General features: G+C 56.2%; 13 protein-coding genes. 5 read left to right on the plus strand and 8 right to left on the minus strand.

Annotated elements, in window-relative coordinates:
• Positions 1–27: 27 nt before the first annotated feature.
• The 6 genes from ACX5K5_RS09560 to uvrA form a co-directional block, all read right to left on the minus strand.
• Positions 28–1,053, minus strand: a complete 1,026-nt coding sequence (locus ACX5K5_RS09560; protein WP_188685845.1) for a gluconeogenesis factor YvcK family protein — start codon at positions 1,051–1,053, stop codon at positions 28–30.
• Positions 1,054–1,059: 6 nt separating this feature from the next.
• Positions 1,060–1,953, minus strand: coding sequence for an RNase adapter RapZ (gene rapZ / locus ACX5K5_RS09565; RefSeq protein WP_096254575.1), 894 nt, complete (start codon positions 1,951–1,953; stop codon positions 1,060–1,062).
• 9 nt (positions 1,954–1,962) lie between these two features.
• On the minus strand, positions 1,963–3,900 hold the full coding sequence (uvrC, locus tag ACX5K5_RS09570; RefSeq protein ID WP_459174335.1) for an excinuclease ABC subunit UvrC: 1,938 nt from the start codon (positions 3,898–3,900) through the stop codon (positions 1,963–1,965).
• A 2-nt stretch (positions 3,901–3,902) separates the two neighbouring features.
• A complete protein-coding gene (locus ACX5K5_RS09575; RefSeq protein WP_096254573.1) occupies positions 3,903–4,574 on the minus strand; it encodes a lysophospholipid acyltransferase family protein in 672 nt (223 codons plus the stop codon).
• The gene (locus ACX5K5_RS09580) at positions 4,574–5,272 is read right to left on the minus strand and encodes an HAD hydrolase-like protein (protein WP_240520457.1); all 699 of its coding nucleotides are present in this window, start codon (positions 5,270–5,272) and stop codon (positions 4,574–4,576) included. Before ACX5K5_RS09580 ends, ACX5K5_RS09575 begins: the two co-directional genes overlap by 1 nt.
• 97 nt (positions 5,273–5,369) lie before the next feature.
• Complete coding sequence (gene uvrA, locus ACX5K5_RS09585; protein ID WP_096254572.1) at positions 5,370–8,240, minus strand: excinuclease ABC subunit UvrA; 2,871 nt, start codon at positions 8,238–8,240, stop codon at positions 5,370–5,372.
• Positions 8,241–8,539: 299 nt separating this feature from the next.
• Between uvrA and ACX5K5_RS09590 the strand changes: the two genes are divergently transcribed.
• The 3 genes from ACX5K5_RS09590 to ACX5K5_RS09600 all read left to right on the plus strand — a co-directional run bounded on the left by ACX5K5_RS09590 (position 8,540) and on the right by ACX5K5_RS09600 (position 12,762).
• A complete protein-coding gene (locus ACX5K5_RS09590) occupies positions 8,540–9,376 on the plus strand; it encodes an SDR family NAD(P)-dependent oxidoreductase (protein WP_459174336.1) in 837 nt (278 codons plus the stop codon).
• Between the two features lie 1,008 nt (positions 9,377–10,384).
• A complete protein-coding gene (locus ACX5K5_RS09595) occupies positions 10,385–11,731 on the plus strand; it encodes a hemolysin family protein (protein WP_443450209.1) in 1,347 nt (448 codons plus the stop codon).
• A complete protein-coding gene (locus ACX5K5_RS09600) occupies positions 11,728–12,762 on the plus strand; it encodes a hemolysin family protein (RefSeq protein ID WP_096254569.1) in 1,035 nt (344 codons plus the stop codon). The genes ACX5K5_RS09595 and ACX5K5_RS09600 overlap by 4 nt, the downstream gene beginning before the upstream one ends.
• A gap of 229 nt (positions 12,763–12,991) precedes the next feature.
• Here the strand turns inward: ACX5K5_RS09600 and ACX5K5_RS09605 are convergent, their stop codons facing one another.
• The gene (locus tag ACX5K5_RS09605; protein WP_346059266.1) at positions 12,992–13,369 is read right to left on the minus strand and encodes a GntR family transcriptional regulator; all 378 of its coding nucleotides are present in this window, start codon (positions 13,367–13,369) and stop codon (positions 12,992–12,994) included.
• An 82-nt stretch (positions 13,370–13,451) separates the two neighbouring features.
• On the opposite strand from ACX5K5_RS09605, the gene ACX5K5_RS09610 reads away from it, so the two are divergent.
• Entirely contained in the window at positions 13,452–14,105 is a 654-nt protein-coding gene (locus ACX5K5_RS09610; RefSeq protein WP_096254567.1) for an MBL fold metallo-hydrolase, read from the plus strand.
• A gap of 112 nt (positions 14,106–14,217) precedes the next feature.
• Here ACX5K5_RS09610 and ACX5K5_RS09615 read toward each other — a convergent pair whose 3' ends face one another.
• Complete coding sequence (locus ACX5K5_RS09615; RefSeq protein ID WP_096254566.1) at positions 14,218–15,009, minus strand: methyltransferase domain-containing protein; 792 nt, start codon at positions 15,007–15,009, stop codon at positions 14,218–14,220.
• Positions 15,010–15,086: 77 nt separating this feature from the next.
• On the opposite strand from ACX5K5_RS09615, the gene ACX5K5_RS09620 reads away from it, so the two are divergent.
• Entirely contained in the window at positions 15,087–17,615 is a 2,529-nt protein-coding gene (locus ACX5K5_RS09620; RefSeq protein ID WP_443450203.1) for a DEAD/DEAH box helicase, read from the plus strand.
• Positions 17,616–17,624 lie beyond the last annotated feature (9 nt).

The following is a 17,624-nucleotide window of genomic DNA, read 5'->3' on the forward strand; positions in this document are numbered from 1 at the left end:
GAATCAAACTCCCTTACATAGATCCGATTAGGACCCTATTGCGGTAAACACCTCATGATAGGCCGCCGCTAAGCGCAACGGGTCGTGCTCGGCACGACCGTCAGATACCCCTACTCTACTAAAGAAGACACGCGCACCGAGTTTTTGCGCTGCCAGCTCAAATCTCTCCTTGTTACGAATCCGCGCTTCATCTGCGATAATCGCATCAAATTTTACTTCTGGAGCGTAGCGTCCTAATACTTCAAGATGCGCTGCAGCGTCCATTCCACTGGTTTCCGCGGTGTCCGTGGCCAAGTTCATCGTCAGCAGTTTTTTAGCGGTTGTGTCGGCAAGGGCCTGACGCATATCGGGTAGCAATAAATGTGGCAACACCGAGGTATACCAAGACCCTGGGCCAAGGATGACCCAGTCGGCCAGCTCAATCGCGTCCAACGCTTCGGAACAAGCAGGCGCATCAACTGGTTCGAGATGAACGTTAGCGACCAGTCCCCCACCCCCGGCAGCTGCCAGTCGGGCTTGCCCGTCAATGCGTCTCTTAATTAAGGTATCGGTCACTTCGTCCGCTTCAAGGACTTCACCATGAATGGACAAAGGAACGGTGCTCATCGGAAGTACCTGACCGCGTGCGCCCAATAGCGCACCGGCCCAGCGCAAGCCGGCCACTGGATTATCCAGCAGTTCCCAAAGTGCGAGAATCAGCAGGTTACCCACCGCGTGACCATTGAGCGGTTCTTCGGGATGCTCATCCGATTTAAACCGGTGTTGCATGACATCGCGCCAAGTGCGGCCCCAGTCATTATCGTCACAGAGCGCTGCGAGCGCCATGCGCAAATCTCCTGGAGGCAAGACGTCAAAGGAGCCGCGTAAGCGACCTGAGCTGCCACCGTCGTCTGCTACCGTCACTACCGCGGTCAATTCGGTAGTTAGTCGGCGAAGTGCCGAAAGTGAGGCGGACAGACCATGTCCTCCACCCAACGCAACCACCGAAGGGTTGCGCATATCATCGGGCCGGGTAAGACCCTGAATCGGGATCGGTCCCGTTGCGAATGCCATCGAAGACTACTCCCGGCCTAGATCACGGTGCGTGATATTCACTCGCACATTTGGCAGCTGCGCCAAGCGACGCCCCAATTCGATGGTAGTCGCGACTGAACGGTGCTTACCGCCGGTGCAACCCACAGCGATGGTGGCATAGTGCTTGTTTTCGCGGCGGTAGCCCTCAAATACAGGTTCAAGTGCCTTCAGGTAATTAGTGATAAATTCATTGGTCCCCGGCTGACTCAAGACGTAATCTGAGACTTCTTTGTCTTTTCCGGTCTGCGGGCGTAGCTCGGGAACCCAGTGTGGATTCGGAATGAAACGTACATCCGCCACGTAGTTGGCGTCGGTAGGAAGACCATATTTGAACCCAAAGCTCATCACGTTAATACGCAGAATAATTGGCCCAGATTCAGCAAACAGCTCGGTGGCCGAACGCGCAAGGTCATGGACCGACATTGAGGTCGAGTCCAAGATCAGTTCGGCAGCTTCACGCAGTGGTCCTGTAACGTCACGCTCACGTTGAATACCGTCGAGGATACGCCCGTCTTCCTGCAACGGGTGCGGGCGGCGACCCTGTTCGAACCGGCGAACCAGGACTTCGTCGCTGGCATCCAGATAAACCATGCGGTACTTCACCCCGCCACTGGTCAGCAGGGCCAAAGATTCACGAATCTCTGGGAACAAATCCTTCGAGCGAACGTCCATGACCACTGCAAGCCGTGCAATGGTTCCACGCGATCGACTCATCAGCTCGGTGAGCATGCCCAGCATCGATGGTGGGAGGTTCTCCACCACGTACCAGCCAAGGTCTTCTAGCGCATGGGCAACAGTGGTTCGTCCCGCGCCAGACATGCCCGTGACGATCACGAGCTCGGATTCCGGAGGTTTTACAGCTTCATACTCGGTGGTCATAACTCAAGGCTAGTCGACAATTTCACCGGTAGTCATGTTCACACCCGCACGTGAAGTATCTTCTAAGGATTCCTTGATGGAAGTCGCAAGTTTTTCCCCGACTCCGGGGACTTCCATAAGTTGTTCCAGCGTCGCAGTACGGATCTTTTTCATGGACCCGAAATGTTTACGCAACGCTTCCTGTTTGGACTTGCCCAAACCGTTAATAGCGTCCAAATCCGAAGAAATCATCGACTTAGAACGCTTCGCCCGGTGGAACGTAATGGCGAAACGGTGCGCTTCGTCGCGCAGTCGCTGTACTAGATATAGAGCTGCTGAAGCACGAGGCAGAATCACCGGGAACGGATCTTCAGGCAACCAGAGCTCTTCGAGACGTTTCGCTAGACCGACCACCGGAATATCATCAATACCCAAGTCATCTAGGGCTTTCTGAGCGGCCGCTACCTGTGGCGGACCACCGTCAACAATCACTAACGACGGGGGGTAAGCGAATTTTCTCTTCTCGGTCGTTCCAGCCTCAACTTCCCCGGTACTAAACGTATCCGGGTCAAGTTTTTCTTTCAGATATCTGTTGAAACGACGGTAGATGACGTCATACATGCTGGCCGTATCATCTCTCGCCGCGTCGCCGGTGATAGAGAATTTTCGATACTCGCTCTTCTTCGGCAGCCCGTCTTCAAAGACCACCATCGAGGCGACTACGTTGGTTCCCTGCGTATGCGAAGCGTCGTAACATTCGATACGTAAGAGCGCAGTTTCCGCACCCAGGGCTTCCTGGAGTTCTTGCATTGCGGCCGAACGAGTCGAAATATCTCCGGCGCGTCTGGACTTGTGCAGACGTAATGCTTGTTCGGCGTTTTCAACCACGGTCGAGGCCAGTGCCGCTTTGTCACCGCGCTGTGCGACCCGCAGTGAAACATTGGATCCACGCAGTTCGGTCAGCCAGGTTGTTACGTCTTCAATATCGTCAGGCAAGGTAGGGACCAGTACCTCGCGTGGGATCCGGTCCGCATGATCGGCATAAACCTGAGTGAGTAATTGCTCCACAAATTCGGCGTCGGTTAGGTCCGCAACCTTTTCCACGACCCAGCCGCGTTGTGAACGAATTCTGCCGTCTCGTACGTGGAAGACCTGCACGGCAGCTTCGAGTTCATCTGCATGAATACCGAAAACATCAGCCTCGGTATTCTCGGCAAGAACCACGGCATTACGTTCGAAGACCTTATTCAACGCAGCAATGTCATCACGGTAGCGCGCGGCCTTTTCGTACTCGAGCTTACCCACTGCCTCTTGCATTTGACTGGTGAGTTGGCGCGTGAATTTCCCTGCTTCACCACCCATAAAAGTGCAAAGGTCATCTGCTAGTTCCCGGTGTTCCTCGGGACTGATACGACCCACACAGGGCGCGGAGCACTTGTCGATATAGCCCAGCAGGCAAGGGCGGCCCGACGCTTCGGCGCGTTTAAAAACGCCCGGTGCGCAGGTGCGGACCGGGAATACACGCAAAAGAGTGTCGAGCGTTTCGCGAATTGCTTTGGCTGGGTAAAACGGGCCAAAGTATTTGACGCCCTTACGTTTGTCTCCCCGCATCACCAAGGCACGAGGGAACTTCTCATTCATCGTTATTGCCAGGTACGGGTAGGTTTTGTCGTCTCGGAAGACGATGTTAAAGCGTGGGGTGTATTCCTTGATCCAGGTGTATTCCAGCTGCAGTGCTTCAAGCTCCGAGCCTACGGTGGTCCATTCAACACTCGCCGCGGTGAATACCATCGCACGAGTTTTAGCCGTTAGCCGCTGTGGGTTAACGAAGTAGGAGGCCAACCGGTTGCGTAACACACGGGCTTTGCCGACATAAATTACCCGACCGTGCTCGTCGCGGAAACGATAGACACCGGGTTTAGTGGGGATATCCGATGATTGGGGACGGTAAGTGGCTGGATCTGCCATAACTACTTCGCGTCCGGTGGCAGCTGGTTGTACGAGTCGACGCGTTCCTGTCCGCTTAGTTCGGCAATTGCGTCGACAATCCTGTCGGTGGCACGACGACGCTCCGGCAGCGGGTGTTTACGTCCCAACTGCTCGAAGTACAACGGTTCGCCGTAATGAATGGAGAATTTGGTGGGGCGAATCCCCTTCGCACCCGCAGGCTGAAGCTTTTCTGTGCCGATCAATCCCACGGGGATCACAGGAACACCTGTGGTCAGCGCCAACCATCCCACGCCAGTACGGCCTCGGTACAGCTTCCCGTCACGGGAACGCGTACCTTCTGGATAAATACCGATTCCGCTTCCGCTTTCAACGATCTCAACTAACGAGTCCAAGGCTGCCACGGAAGCTGCCTGCTCACCACGCTGCACAGGGATAGAACCTACAGACTCGAAGAAGGTCTTCATGGCTTTGCCTTTAAGACCCGGCGTGGTGAAATACTCCGCCTTCGCAAAAAAAGCGACATCTCGTGGGGTGAGTGCCTGGACGATAATCGAGTCCAGAAAAGAGAGGTGATTTGAGGCGACGATGAAGCCGCCTTCCTTGGGCACGTTATGCAGGCCGGTGATTTCCGGGCGGCACAGGGTGTGCAGCATCCCGCGAATAGATGAGCGGGTCATAGTGTAAAGACTCATTACTTCTGGCCCTCCTGCATCAATTGTCCTTCAAACCGTGCCGCACGTTCTTCACCAAGCAGTAGCACCGCAAGTTCTTGCACGGTAGCTACCTGGTGGTCGGCCACGTCTAATTCGTTTTCAAGCGCGAAACCCCAGCTGACACCAATAGAGGCAACCGAATTTTCACGAGCGGCGTCGAGATCGTAGTACCGATCCCCCACAACCACGCAGCGCGCCGGGTCCAGCTTACCTGCGGTGAGCGCGGCGTGGACAATATGGGTTTTGCTCGATCCCATGGAACCGTGCTCTGATGCGTTGCCAAAGATTGCATCTAGCGACGGGCCGAGGTTCTGCTTGCTAATCAGCTCTCGCGCGATAGGTTCTGGCTTGGCGGTAGTGACCGCCACATAGATCCCGGCTTCTCGCAGAGCTTTCAAAAGTTCGCGAATACCCGGATAAACCCGGGACGCTGCCATGCCAACTTTGGCGTATCGGGCCCGGTAATCGGCGATGATCTGGTCGATATTCCCATCGGTGACACCGTCCAGAGTGCGCAACCCGATTTGCAGGGGTGGACCCACTAACGCTTCGACAGCTTCCTCCCCCGGATCGGTGACGCCATTGGCCACTAGGGCATGACGAATTCCGGATGTTATGGAACCTGCCGGGTCCACGAGAGTCCCGTCCAGATCAAAGAGCACACTTGTTACCGACATATTCACCTAGACATCTTCCCATGAAGCGGACTCACGTAAGCAATCCATAACTGAAATCGCATATTCAGTGGGTCCGCTTCAGTAGTGAATTGTTGAACTAGAGAACTTCGGAAAGGAACTTTCCAGTATGTGAAGCGGCAACCTTCGCCACTTGCTCCGGGCTACCGGTCGCCAGAATGGTGCCACCGCCGGAACCGCCTTCAGGACCCAAGTCGATCACCCAGTCAGCGGACTTGATGACATCAAGGTTGTGTTCAATGGTCAACACCGTATTACCCTTGTCGACCAATCCTTGCAGAACCTTGAGCAGCTTACGGATGTCTTCGAAGTGCAACCCAGTGGTCGGCTCGTCCAACACGTAAATGGAGCGACCATTAGAGCGTTTCTGCAGTTCTGCGGCAAGCTTCACGCGCTGCGCTTCACCACCGGACAGCGTGGTGGCCGGCTGCCCCAGACGCACATAACCAAGCCCCACGTCGACTAGGGTGCGCAGGTGGCGGGCGATCGGGGTGAAGGCAGCGAAGAATTCGGCGCCCTCTGAAATCGGCATGTTCAGCACATCTGAAATGTTCTTGCCCTTGTAGAGCACCTGTAAGGTTTCGCGGTTGTAGCGCGCTCCATGGCAGACCTCGCACGGTACGTACACGTCAGGAAGGAAGTTCATTTCGATCTTTAGCGTGCCGTCACCCGAGCATGACTCACAGCGTCCGCCCTTGACGTTAAAGGAGAACCGACCAGGCTGGTAACCGCGTAGCTTCGCTTCGTTAGTTTCTGCGAAAAGCTTACGAATGTTATCAAACACACCGGTGTAAGTGGCCGGGTTTGAACGCGGGGTTCGGCCAATTGGCGACTGGTCAACATGCACAACCTTGTCCAGCTGGTCCAGACCCACCACACGGGTGTGGCGGCCGGGAACCTGCTTGGCGCCATTGAGCTTATTGGCCAGCACCTTGTACAAGATGTCGTTAACGAGAGTCGACTTACCCGAACCAGAGACACCGGTAATGGCGGTGAGCACGCCCAGAGGGAAGTCCACCGTGACATCTTGCAGGTTGTTTTCTTTCGCGCCCACCAGCTTCAGTACACGTTTTTTATCGATCTTTCGGCGCTTGGCCGGCAACTCAATCTGCTTACGTCCCGAGAGGTAGTCACCCGTCAGGGAGCGGGTGTTTTTCTTCAGATCTTCCAGCGAGCCTGAGTGCACTACCTCGCCACCGTGTTCACCGGCGCCCGGCCCAATGTCAACGATCCAGTCGGCCTCGGCGATGGTGTCCTCATCATGTTCAACCACGATGAGAGTGTTGCCCAGCGAACGCAAGTGCAACAAAGTTTCAATTAACCGGCGATTATCACGCTGGTGCAATCCAATGGATGGCTCGTCCAAAACGTAGAGGACACCCACCAGCCCGGAACCGATTTGTGTGGCTAGACGAATACGCTGAGCTTCACCACCGGACAAGGTGCCGGCTGCACGTTCAAGGGTCAAGTATTCCAACCCCACGTCTAGCAAGAACTTCATGCGGGCGCCGATTTCCTTCAGAACCTGGTTGGCGATCTGCGCCTCGCGCTCGCTCAGTTCCAGACTCGTCAGGAATTCTGCGGCCGAACGCAGGTCCATTGCTGCCACCGCGGCGATCGACTTGCCACCAATCAGCACCGACAGTGAGGCCGGGTTGAGTCGCGCCCCACCACAGGTCGGGCAGTGGATCTGACGCATGTACTGCTCATAACGGTCACGAGCGTGATCCGACTCGGTCTCCTGATGCTTACGGTGAACATAGGAGATGACACCTTCGAAGCCGGTGGAGTACTTACGTTCGCGGCCAAAGCGATTCTTGTACTGCACGACCACCTTATGATCCTTGCCGTGCAAGATTGCCTGGCGCGCGGCAGCCGGAAGGTCTTGCCAGGCGGTGTCCATGGTGAACCCCAGCTCCTTACCTAGACCTTCAATCAGACGGTTCCAGTACTCGGTAGTCGCCTTACCTAGGGACCACGGCGCAATGGCGCCCTCGGTCAATGGAAGCTCTGGATCCGGGATGATCAGATGCTCGTCAACCTCAAGCTTGGTGCCGATGCCGCTACAGGCCGAACATGCGCCGAAGGGGTTGTTAAAGGAGAAAGTGCGCGGCTCAATCTCGTCGATAGCCAACGGGTGCTCATTCGGGCACGCGAGGTTCTCGGAGAATGCACGTACCCGCTTCGGATCATCTTCTTCAAGATCAACGAAGTCCACCAGCACACGGCCTTCGGCAAGGTTTAATGCGGTTTCTACCGAGTCGGTCAAGCGCTGTTGCACCGTGTCGTTAATCGCTAGGCGATCAACCACTACCTCGATGGTGTGCTTGATCTGTTTGCCCAACTTCGGTGGGTCTGAAAGCTGAATAGTTTTGCCATCTACTCGCGCGCGGGCAAAGCCCTTGGAGGATAGCTCAGCGAACAGGTCAACGAACTCTCCCTTGCGCGCACGAACCACGGGCGCGAGCACCTGGAAGCGTGTTTTCTCCGGCATTTCCAGCAGCTGGTCAACAATCTGTTGTGGTGTCTGCTTAGAAATTGGCTCACCGCATTCAGGGCAGTGTGGGTGTCCTACACGGGCCCAGAGCAGGCGCATGTAGTCGTACACCTCGGTAATGGTGCCAACGGTTGAACGCGGATTGCGGTTCGTGGATTTCTGGTCGATCGACACTGCCGGGGAAAGACCTTCGATGAAGTCTACGTCCGGTTTGTCGACCTGCCCGAGGAACATGCGCGCATAGGCGGAGAGGGACTCCACGTAGCGTCGCTGTCCTTCGGCGAAAATCGTGTCAAAGGCCAGTGATGATTTGCCCGAACCGGACAGGCCGGTAAAGACGATCATCGCGTCACGAGGTAGATCCACATCCACGTTCTTCAGGTTATGCTCGCGCGCACCCTTAACGATCAGACGGGACAAATCGAGTTTTTTGCTTTCTGCAGTAATAGCCACGAGGTAATACTAATCGAAAACTACTTCGAATAAACATGGCATGTGGCACATATCGGGGTGACTTTCACGAAGGGCGATATTCGTCGGTATTCCGGGTTCAGCGGAGTGCTGGCCCAATGGCACTTCTGGCATCGGCTCCACTGCGCAGCAATGCCATGAGGACCTGACCAAAGGCAGCGAACAACCGTTGACGACCAAGCCCGCAAACTCGGAGCAGGGCGCTGACCGCCGCTCCGCTCTTCGGTTAGGATGATCCTGCTGGTCGTTCCGGAAGTGGAGGCCGAGTTTCAGAGTCGACCATGAGGGATGAGTTTAACTTGAGCAAAACCATCATCATCACCGGTGGCAGCGACGGCATAGGCGCGGCCGCTGCACGCACGCTGGTTGACCGTGGACATCGAGTGGTCATCGTCGGCCGTTCGGAAAGCAAAACCAGAAAGATCGCCGCAGAGCTCGGTATCCCTTGTTATGTTGCGGACTTCGCTGACCTGGCCCAAGTACGAGGGCTCGCCGAAGAACTTCTTCAGATGTACCCGGAGATCAACGTGCTGGCGAACAACGCGGGCGGCATCATGGGCGAGCGCGCCCTGACCACCGCTGGCTATGAGAAAACTTTCCAAGTCAATCACCTTTCCCCATTCCTGCTGACTCGTTTGCTCATGCCGGCACTCATCGCCGGTGGCGCAACGATTATCCAGACAGCCAGTGTGGCTGCGCGGATCTTCGGACGGCTTAACCTCGAAGACCTGCAAAACGCGGATGGCTACACCCCGCAGCGGGCCTACGGCAACGCGAAACTCGCCAATATCCTCTTCACCCAGGAATTGCAGCACCGATTCGGAACACGAGGCATCACCGCCGTGGCTTTCCACCCGGGTATCGTTGCCAGCAGCTTCGCCAGCGAAACCACACACTTCATGCGGTACATCTACCATGGCCCGCTCAAGCGTCTCTTTACCGTCACTCCCGCGCAGGGTTCAGATCAGCTCGTTTGGCTAGCCGAAGGTACCCCTGGAGTAACTTTCCTCCCCGGCGCCTACTACGAATCGCGCAGGATTGCGACGAAGGTCAATCCGGAAATGCACAATTCGCAGACTGCAGAACAACTCTGGAACGCCTCGGACTCACTGCTTTGAATTGCTCTGCCTTCGGATCTGAGCGAGGCTTAGGAAAACTCGGACGCATCCGTTGATCGCTTTGGTGCCTGAGCTGACACCGGCTACGCGTCGTTTGCCTCTTATTGACTCCGCTTCAGGAATTCAGGAGTAAGCACTAAAAACACTCGAGCAAGCGCTGCCGGCCGCCTTAGGGTAGCTAACGGGTCAAAATCGACGTGCCGCCTAGGTCGAATCTACAATTTGTGCAGGCTTGGTGGGGTGCATTCCCGCGAACATCAACAGATTCTTTCCCCTGCAATTCGAACTACGTCTTCGACGACAACTAACCGCGCGCAATCCACACCGAAGCCGGCGTCCATGGCCAGGAACAACGAGAGTCCTTCTAGGCCCCATCACTACCGAGATAGCACGCCGATCGCCAACCCCGCGGCGCTCCTGTACATCAAACCCTTCAGGTCAGAATCTCGACCAGCCATCGGAAGAAACTTTGCGGTGGGCCCGGGCGCTCCCGAGCCACAGTTAGAACCGCGCAGCCTTAGGGAGCGTGGCGGTCGCTCTGCGCGCTGGCACATGAGTGTTCCGAATCGTCACATATATGCCAAAGGACTAGCGCTCGACTTGCTGACTCTGGGTCCGCGGACCAAATGAGCCTCCCGTCGATACGGGCGGCCCCGTTGGTGCCAGACTCGTCACCAGGCAACCCCCGAACTCCGACGGCGGCATAATCCGATCAAAGCGCGGCGCGACTATCTGCTGATGTCTAAGTAGCCCGCGTTCCTTGGCTTCCTCTTCGAATCCGCAACTTATGAATATTCTGTGAGGTTGTGGGGTATTCGGTTAACTCCCGCTTCCTTTGGAGAATCGCACAGGGAACTACCGGATAATAGATGTCAGTAATTGGGCCGGAGGAAGATACTCCGACCAGAAGGGAATGATGAACGCTACAAGCGACAGTCGCTATCACAGTCCGATCCCCCTGTTAGGTATGCAAACCACAGGAACGCAATCCGGCAGGGGGTGTAAATAATGGAATGGTTCTCACTGCTTATTGCTGTAGTTCTAATTCTCGCCTGCGGACTTTTTGTAGCTGCCGAGTTCGCCCTCATCACGGTCAACCGCAATGAGGTGAAAAACGCCGCAGATCAGGGAGACCGGCGCGCAGCCGGAGTGCTCAAAGGAATGAGCACGTTGTCTACCCAGCTTTCCGGAGCACAATTAGGCATCACCCTGACCAATCTGGGTATCGGCTTTCTCGCCGAGCCAGCTATCGCAGCACTTCTGGATGGGCCGCTTGAATCGGCCGGTCTCTCCGAAGCAATGGCTCGTTCAATTTCGATCGGCCTGGCTTTAGTGCTTGCTACCATTCTGACCATGGTCTTCGGGGAATTAGTTCCGAAGAACCTCGCTATTGCCAAACCATTTGCTACGGCCAAAGCAGTAGTGGGATTCCAGCGCGGATTTTCCACGGTGACAAAACCTTTGTTGTCCTTCTTTAATGGCAACGCCAACTGGATCGTGCGACGCTTTGGCATCGAACCGAAGGAAGAACTCGCTTCCACGCGTTCGGCTGAAGAACTCGTAGCTCTAGTCGGACACTCGGCACGCGAAGGAATCCTGCCCTCGGAAACGGCAGAAATGCTGCGCCGTACGGTCGCCTTTGGAAATCGGCGAGCGCACGATGTGATGACCCCAAGAACTCGAATGGTCACCGTCAATGCCGCTCATACCGTCGACCAGGTGCTTGAGCTGGCCGCGAAAACTGGCCACTCTCGCTTCCCACTGGTTAATGCCGATGGGCATGAGGTACACGGCCTGGTACATATTCGTACGCTTCTTGGCATCCCACATGACCAACGAGACCTCACCGCAGTAGGCGAACACCAGGATCAGGCCACTTTGGTACCCGACACCGTTGAACTTGATGGCCTCATGGACCAACTGCGCCAGACCGGTTCCCAGATGGCGATTCTCATCGATGAAACCGGAGATATCGCAGGATTGCTAACGCTGGAAGATCTTGTCGAAGAGATCGTCGGCGAGGTGCGTGATGAACATGACCGTGAAGAGAGTACCTCCGAAGCACTGTCTGAAAACTCATGGCGCCTGGACGCTTCACTGCACTCCTATGAAGCCAATGAAATCATTGGCTGCGAGATTCCGGATGACTCCGACTATGAAACTCTTGCAGGCCTTGTCACGGTACACCTGGGCCGGCTTGGACAAATCGGCGACTCAATAACTCTCACGGTTCCCGGCTTACCTGGAAGGCCCCACAAGGAGCTGACCTTGCTGGTTCATGCCACCGATGGACCGAGAATCGCCACGCTGGACGTCACCGCTATTGAGCTATTCGACGAGGAAGAGGCACGATGAGCGACCTGACAGGAATAATCGTCACAATTTTGCTCTTGTTAGCGAACTTCTACTTTGTCGGGGCAGAGTTTGCTCTGATCTCGGCACGTCGAAGCATTATCGAGCCGAAGGCCGAGCATGGCAGCCGAAGCGCAAAGATGACCCTGTGGGCCATTGAGAATGTTTCATTGGTCATGGCTGGCGCCCAGCTTGGCATTACCGTCTGTTCGCTCGCGCTAGGCTACGTCACCAAGCCGCTGGTGAAATATGCGGTGGCAGGACCGTTCGAATCGATCGGTATTCCTGTGTCGTGGATCGATCCGCTCTCCTATGCCATTGCCCTGGCTCTGGTGACATACCTGCACGTGGTTCTTGCGGAAATGGTCCCGAAGAATATGGCGTTGGCCGGACCGGAACGCATGGCTTTGATTCTTGCTCCCAGCATGGTTGTCTTGGTCAAGGTCCTGCGTCCGGTGCTCTGGTCCATGAACGCCATGGGTAACCTGGTGCTCCGCGCCATGGGCGTGACACCCAAGAACGAGGTGGCCAGCACCTTTACCCGTGACGAAGTAGCCAATATGGTTGCCGAATCGCGTCAAGGTGGATTGTTGGACGGGCAAGATGAACGCCTGCTTCTGGGAGCGTTGAGCTTTGATGCGAGAACTATCGGTTCAGTCGCGATCGATTTCGCTCAGGTGAAGACCCTCCCAGTTAACGCGACCGTCGCGCAGGTGGAGGAAGCAGCGGCTCTGGGGTTCTCTCGTTTCCCACTAAGGGATGGCGCAGGGGAACCTGTTGGATATGTGCATATTAAGGATGTTCTAGGGCGCAAGGGCACTTCGCGCTTGCTGCCTTTGGAAGAGGCAGTGGTCCGTGTGCTGCCTGAATTCGCTCCGGAGCAAAGTGTTCGACCGGCACTGCAGTCAATGCAGCGCAGCGGCGCCCACCTGGCACTAGTCAGAGATTCAACGACGGGTGCGGTCACCGGTTTGGTCACCTTAGAAGACCTGCTCGAAGAACTAGTCGGACAGATCCGTCACGACGCAAAATAGTTATAACGAGTATTGAACCGGCTATCTGATCACAGTTAGCCGGTTCAATTTTTTTGTACTCGTTGATTACCCGCTAGTTAGCCAGCATTTTTCATACTTTTTTAATTGCGATGAGCCACAGGTTCTGCGGCGTTTGTGAACTGAGCATCTTAAAAAGGGTAACCACTGGTGAAGTTGCGCCTGCGCACTAGGCGCATTCAAATGCCGCCTGTGACCGGAAGGAAGCTGATTAGCGCGGTAGCGAACTAAAAGCAGCACGCAGGTACTTTACCGCGGTCTCTTCATTTACCGACCAGGTCTGGGATACTCGTGCCAGATCGGCGGCGGCATCGCTGACCTCTTGTTCGCCACGGTCTTGCGTTGCTTGCACGATCGTGCCATGACGGCCGCGGGTCACTACGGCGCCTTGCGCTTCAAGCTCCTTGTAGACTTTTGCCACGGTATTGACCGCAAGATCAAGTTCGCCGGCGAGCGCCCGAACCGAAGGTAGTTTTGTTCCTGGCGCCAAGTCACCGTGGGCGATGCTGGCTAAGATTTGTTCGCGTACCTGCTGGTATGGGGCCACTGCCGACGTCGGGTCGATGCGGATGAAATCCAGATTAGCCATGGGCGCTCCATTCGGTGCAATGCTTGAGGTGATTAACTGAGCCTATCGTGTTCGGGCGGCTGCCCCGCGTAGGCTAAAGCCTATGAGCGAACTTCTCCTAACTGACGTCACGATTCGTTCGGTGAGCGTTTCGGAAATGAATAATAACGTTTATCTGGTCACCGAGCGTACCAGCGGAAAACAGTTGATCATCGATGCTGCAGATGACCTGCCGGCGATTCAAGGACTTGTTGCCAGCGCCGCTTCGGATGGCCCTCCGCCACAGGTCATAGGCATCGCCACGACACACCAGCACTGGGATCATGTGCGGGCGTTATCCGCTGCCGTCGAAACCTACAAGGTACCCACCTATGCGGGAGTCGACGACGTTGCCGGTATCAACAGAGAGGCGGAGGTGTCGATTACCCATGGTTTGAACCACGGCGACCGCGTTACGGTAGGCGAAGTGGTGTTGGAAGCGATTCACCTTCGCGGCCATACCCCGGGATCGATTGCCTACGCCCTACGTGATTCTTCGGGCGAACAGGTCATTTTCAGCGGCGACAGCCTTTTTCCTGGTGGCGTAGGTAATACCGAGAAAGACCAGGAACGTTTCGAGTCGCTGATCAACGACGTATCCGAACGTATATTCGAGAAATTCTCGGATGAGACGCGTGTACTACCCGGCCACGGTGAATCCACGACAGTGGGCACCGAGCGCCCGCACCTGAACGAGTGGCGCCAGCGCGGCTGGTAACCACCGGTGAGCGCCAATTTAGCGCTACTTCTACCTAGAGTCCGGGACCCATGGATGTTCTCATCCGCGGGCCCCGGCACTTATCTCAGGCAATATTCTTACCCGGCACTCTTCAGCCCAGTTTGCGCCCGATCATGAAGATTCTCCGAAAAGGGAAATTTGTGAGTTTCGCCCCGTCTGGTGCGCTAACCGACGGGTAATGCCCAGCGACCTCGCGTGAATAGTCAGCTTCGAAGTCCACGTAGTCACCTTCGGTGAGTGCCGCTTTGACCGGAAGCAGTGCGGTGCCACGTACCCAGTCAAGAATTGGGTCTTCGCCCAGCAGCACCTGATGATAGGTCGTCTCCCAGACGTTGGCCTGGAAGCCTGCATCCAGCAACAGGCGCTGATAGACCTCTGGCTCACTGACAGCGTCGTCGTGGCGAAGTATTCCGGAAAGCTTGTCCGCCCATTTATGCGAGTCCGCTAGCTGCCGCATCACCACGTGTGATGCAGAGCCGAAGTTGCCCGGCACCTGTATAGCCACGTGGGCTCCGGTCTTCAAATCCTTGAGCCACGTCTTTAATAAGTCGCGGTGTTCAGGCAACCACTGCAGCATTGCGTTTGAAAAGAGCAAATCAACTTCGTCGTTGGGGTGCCACTGGCGGACATCAACCAGCTCAAAGTCCAGATTGGTTAGACGTGCCGTGTCTTGAGCCTGGGTGATCATCTCCGGGGAGGAATCCAGCCCGGTTACCTGTGCGGCGGGCCAACGCTGCGCCAATAGGCTCGTCTTATTGCCTGGCCCACAGCCCAAGTCTACGACCCTTTGGGGTGTGATTTCGCCTAACTGACCTAGTAGGTCTTCGTAGGGACGTCCTCGGTAATTGGCGAATTCGGTGTATTTGCTCGGATCCCACTTCATGTTTGTCAGCCTAGCCCCACACTACTTACCGCACTAGCGCCCGGTCACACTTCTCAACGAGATAGGCTTAGAACATCATGTTGCTCACCGATTACCTGCCTGCAGATGCCAAGAACGTTTCCGACGACGAGATTTACGAATCATTTGGCCGCTGGGTAACCACCCGTGGCATTGACTTGTACCCAGCCCAGGACGAGGCATCCATGGCCTTGGCCGCCGGAAGCAACGTCATTTTGGCGACGCCCACCGGCTCAGGTAAGTCCTTAGTCGCCATTGCCGCGCACTTCTACGCAATGGCCCGCGATGAAATCAGCTTCTACACCGCACCGATCAAGGCACTGGTCTCGGAGAAGTTCTTCGACCTATGTAAGATCTTCGGTGCCGAAAACGTTGGCATGGTCACCGGTGATTCCTCGGTGAACGCCGACGCTCCGATCATCTGCTGTACCGCTGAGATCTTGGCTAACATCGCCTTGCGTGAAGGCTCACGGGCCGATGTCGGCGTGGTCATCATGGATGAGTTCCACTTCTACGCTGACCCACAGCGTGGTTGGGCTTGGCAGCTACCATTGATTGAACTGCCGCAGTCGCAGTTCTTGCTGATGAGCGCCACCTTGGGCGATGTCTCGCGCTTCGAAAAGGAGCTCGAAGAGCGTACCGGGAAGACTACGGTCACCGTTGCCCACTCCGAGCGTCCCATCCCCCTGCATTTCTACTACTCGTTGGACCCGGTACAGGAAACCGTCGAGGAACTGATCAAAACACAGCAGGTCCCCATCTACATTGTGCATTTCTCGCAGTTGGACGCGATCGATCGTGCCACCGGGCTGATGAGCATCAATGTATGCACCCGCGAGGAAAAAGACCGCATCGCTGAGCTGGTAGCAGGCTTCCGATTCGCACCCGGGTTCGGTAAGACGCTGAACCGTCTGGTCCGCCATGGCATCGGAGTGCACCACGCAGGCATGCTGCCTAAGTACCGCCGGTTGGTTGAGCAGCTCGCTCAGGCCGGGCTGCTCAAGGTCATCTGCGGCACCGACACCCTGGGTGTCGGTATCAATGTGCCAATCCGCACCGTGCTCATGACCGCGCTGTCCAAATTTGACGGCACGCGTACCCGCACCCTCAACGCCCGTGAATTCCATCAGATTGCCGGACGCGCCGGACGCGCAGGTTTCGATACCGCGGGCACCGTAATGGTGCAGGCTCCCGAGCATGCCATTGAAAATCACAAAGCCATGGAAAAGGCGCTGAAGAAGCACGGCGAAGGCTCCTCCAAACTCAAGCAGATCCCCAAGAAAAAGCCACCACAGAACTTCGTCACCTGGGGCGAGAAAACCTACGACAAAATCGTGCATGCGGATCCGGAAACGCTGAAGTCTTCCTTCCAGGTCTCCCACTCGATGCTACTGAACCTGCTGGAACGCGAAGATAACGCCTTCGAAGCAGCCAAGCGCATCCTCACCGAGAATCATGAAACACCGGCGTCTCAGCGGAAGCTGAAGTTACGCGCCCTAGGCATTCTGCGCGAGCTGATCGCCACCGGTGTGGTGGTTCGCCGCAATGAACCCGATGTCTACGGCAACTACTACGAGCTGACGGTGCACCTTCAGCAGAACTTTGCACTGAACCAGCCGCTCTCGCCTTTCGCTCTGGCAGCGCTGGAGCTCTTCTCCCCCGACTCTCCAAGCTACGCATTAGACGTGGTTTCGGTCATCGAGGCAACCTTGGAGAAGCCGCGTCAGGTGCTTTCTGGCCAAGAGAAGAAGGCCCGCGGTGAAGCCGTTGCCGCGATGAAGGCGGACGGGCTGGACTACGACGCGCGTATGGCAGCTTTGGAAGAAGTCACCTACCCTCAGCCACTGGCCGAAAAGCTTGAAGCGGCCTTCGAACAGTACCGGTCCGGTGCCCCGTGGCTTGCAGACTTCGAGCTTCAGCCGAAGTCCGTGGTGCGAGACATGTACGAGCGGGCCATGGGCTTCTCAGACTTCGTTCAGTATTACCAGCTGGCTCGCTCCGAGGGCGTACTACTGCGCTACCTCACCGACGCCTACAAGGCCTTGCGCCAAACGGTGCCGCAGGATTCGCTGCGCGAAGATCTGGAAGACCTCATCGAGTGGCTCGGCGAATTGATCCGCCAAATCGACTCCTCACTCCTGGATGAGTGGGAGGAACTCTCGCGCGGTGAGCTGCACGAAGAAACCGAGATCACTCCCCCAGCACCGGATAAGCTCACCACCAATGTGCGTGCCTTCAAGGTGATGGTTCGCAACGAAATGTTCCGCCGCGTCAAGCTCTTCGCCGACGAGCAGGATCAGGCGCTGGGCGAACTTGATGGGCACAACGGTTTTGATTCAGATGCCTGGGCCGAGGCGCTGGATAGCTACTTCGAAGAACACGAAGATATCGACGATGGCCCTAACGGCCGCGGCTCGAACCTCTTCGTGATCAATGAGAAGCCAAATCGTATCTGGGAGGTACGTCAGATTTTTGCCGATCCGGAAGAAAACCACGACTGGGGAATCAACGCAACCATCTCCCTAGACGCCTCGGATGAGGCCGGATATCCGGTGGTCACGGTGACCGGCGTAGGACGCATGGATTAGACGTTCACA

Source organism: Glutamicibacter bergerei (genome assembly GCF_054495185.1).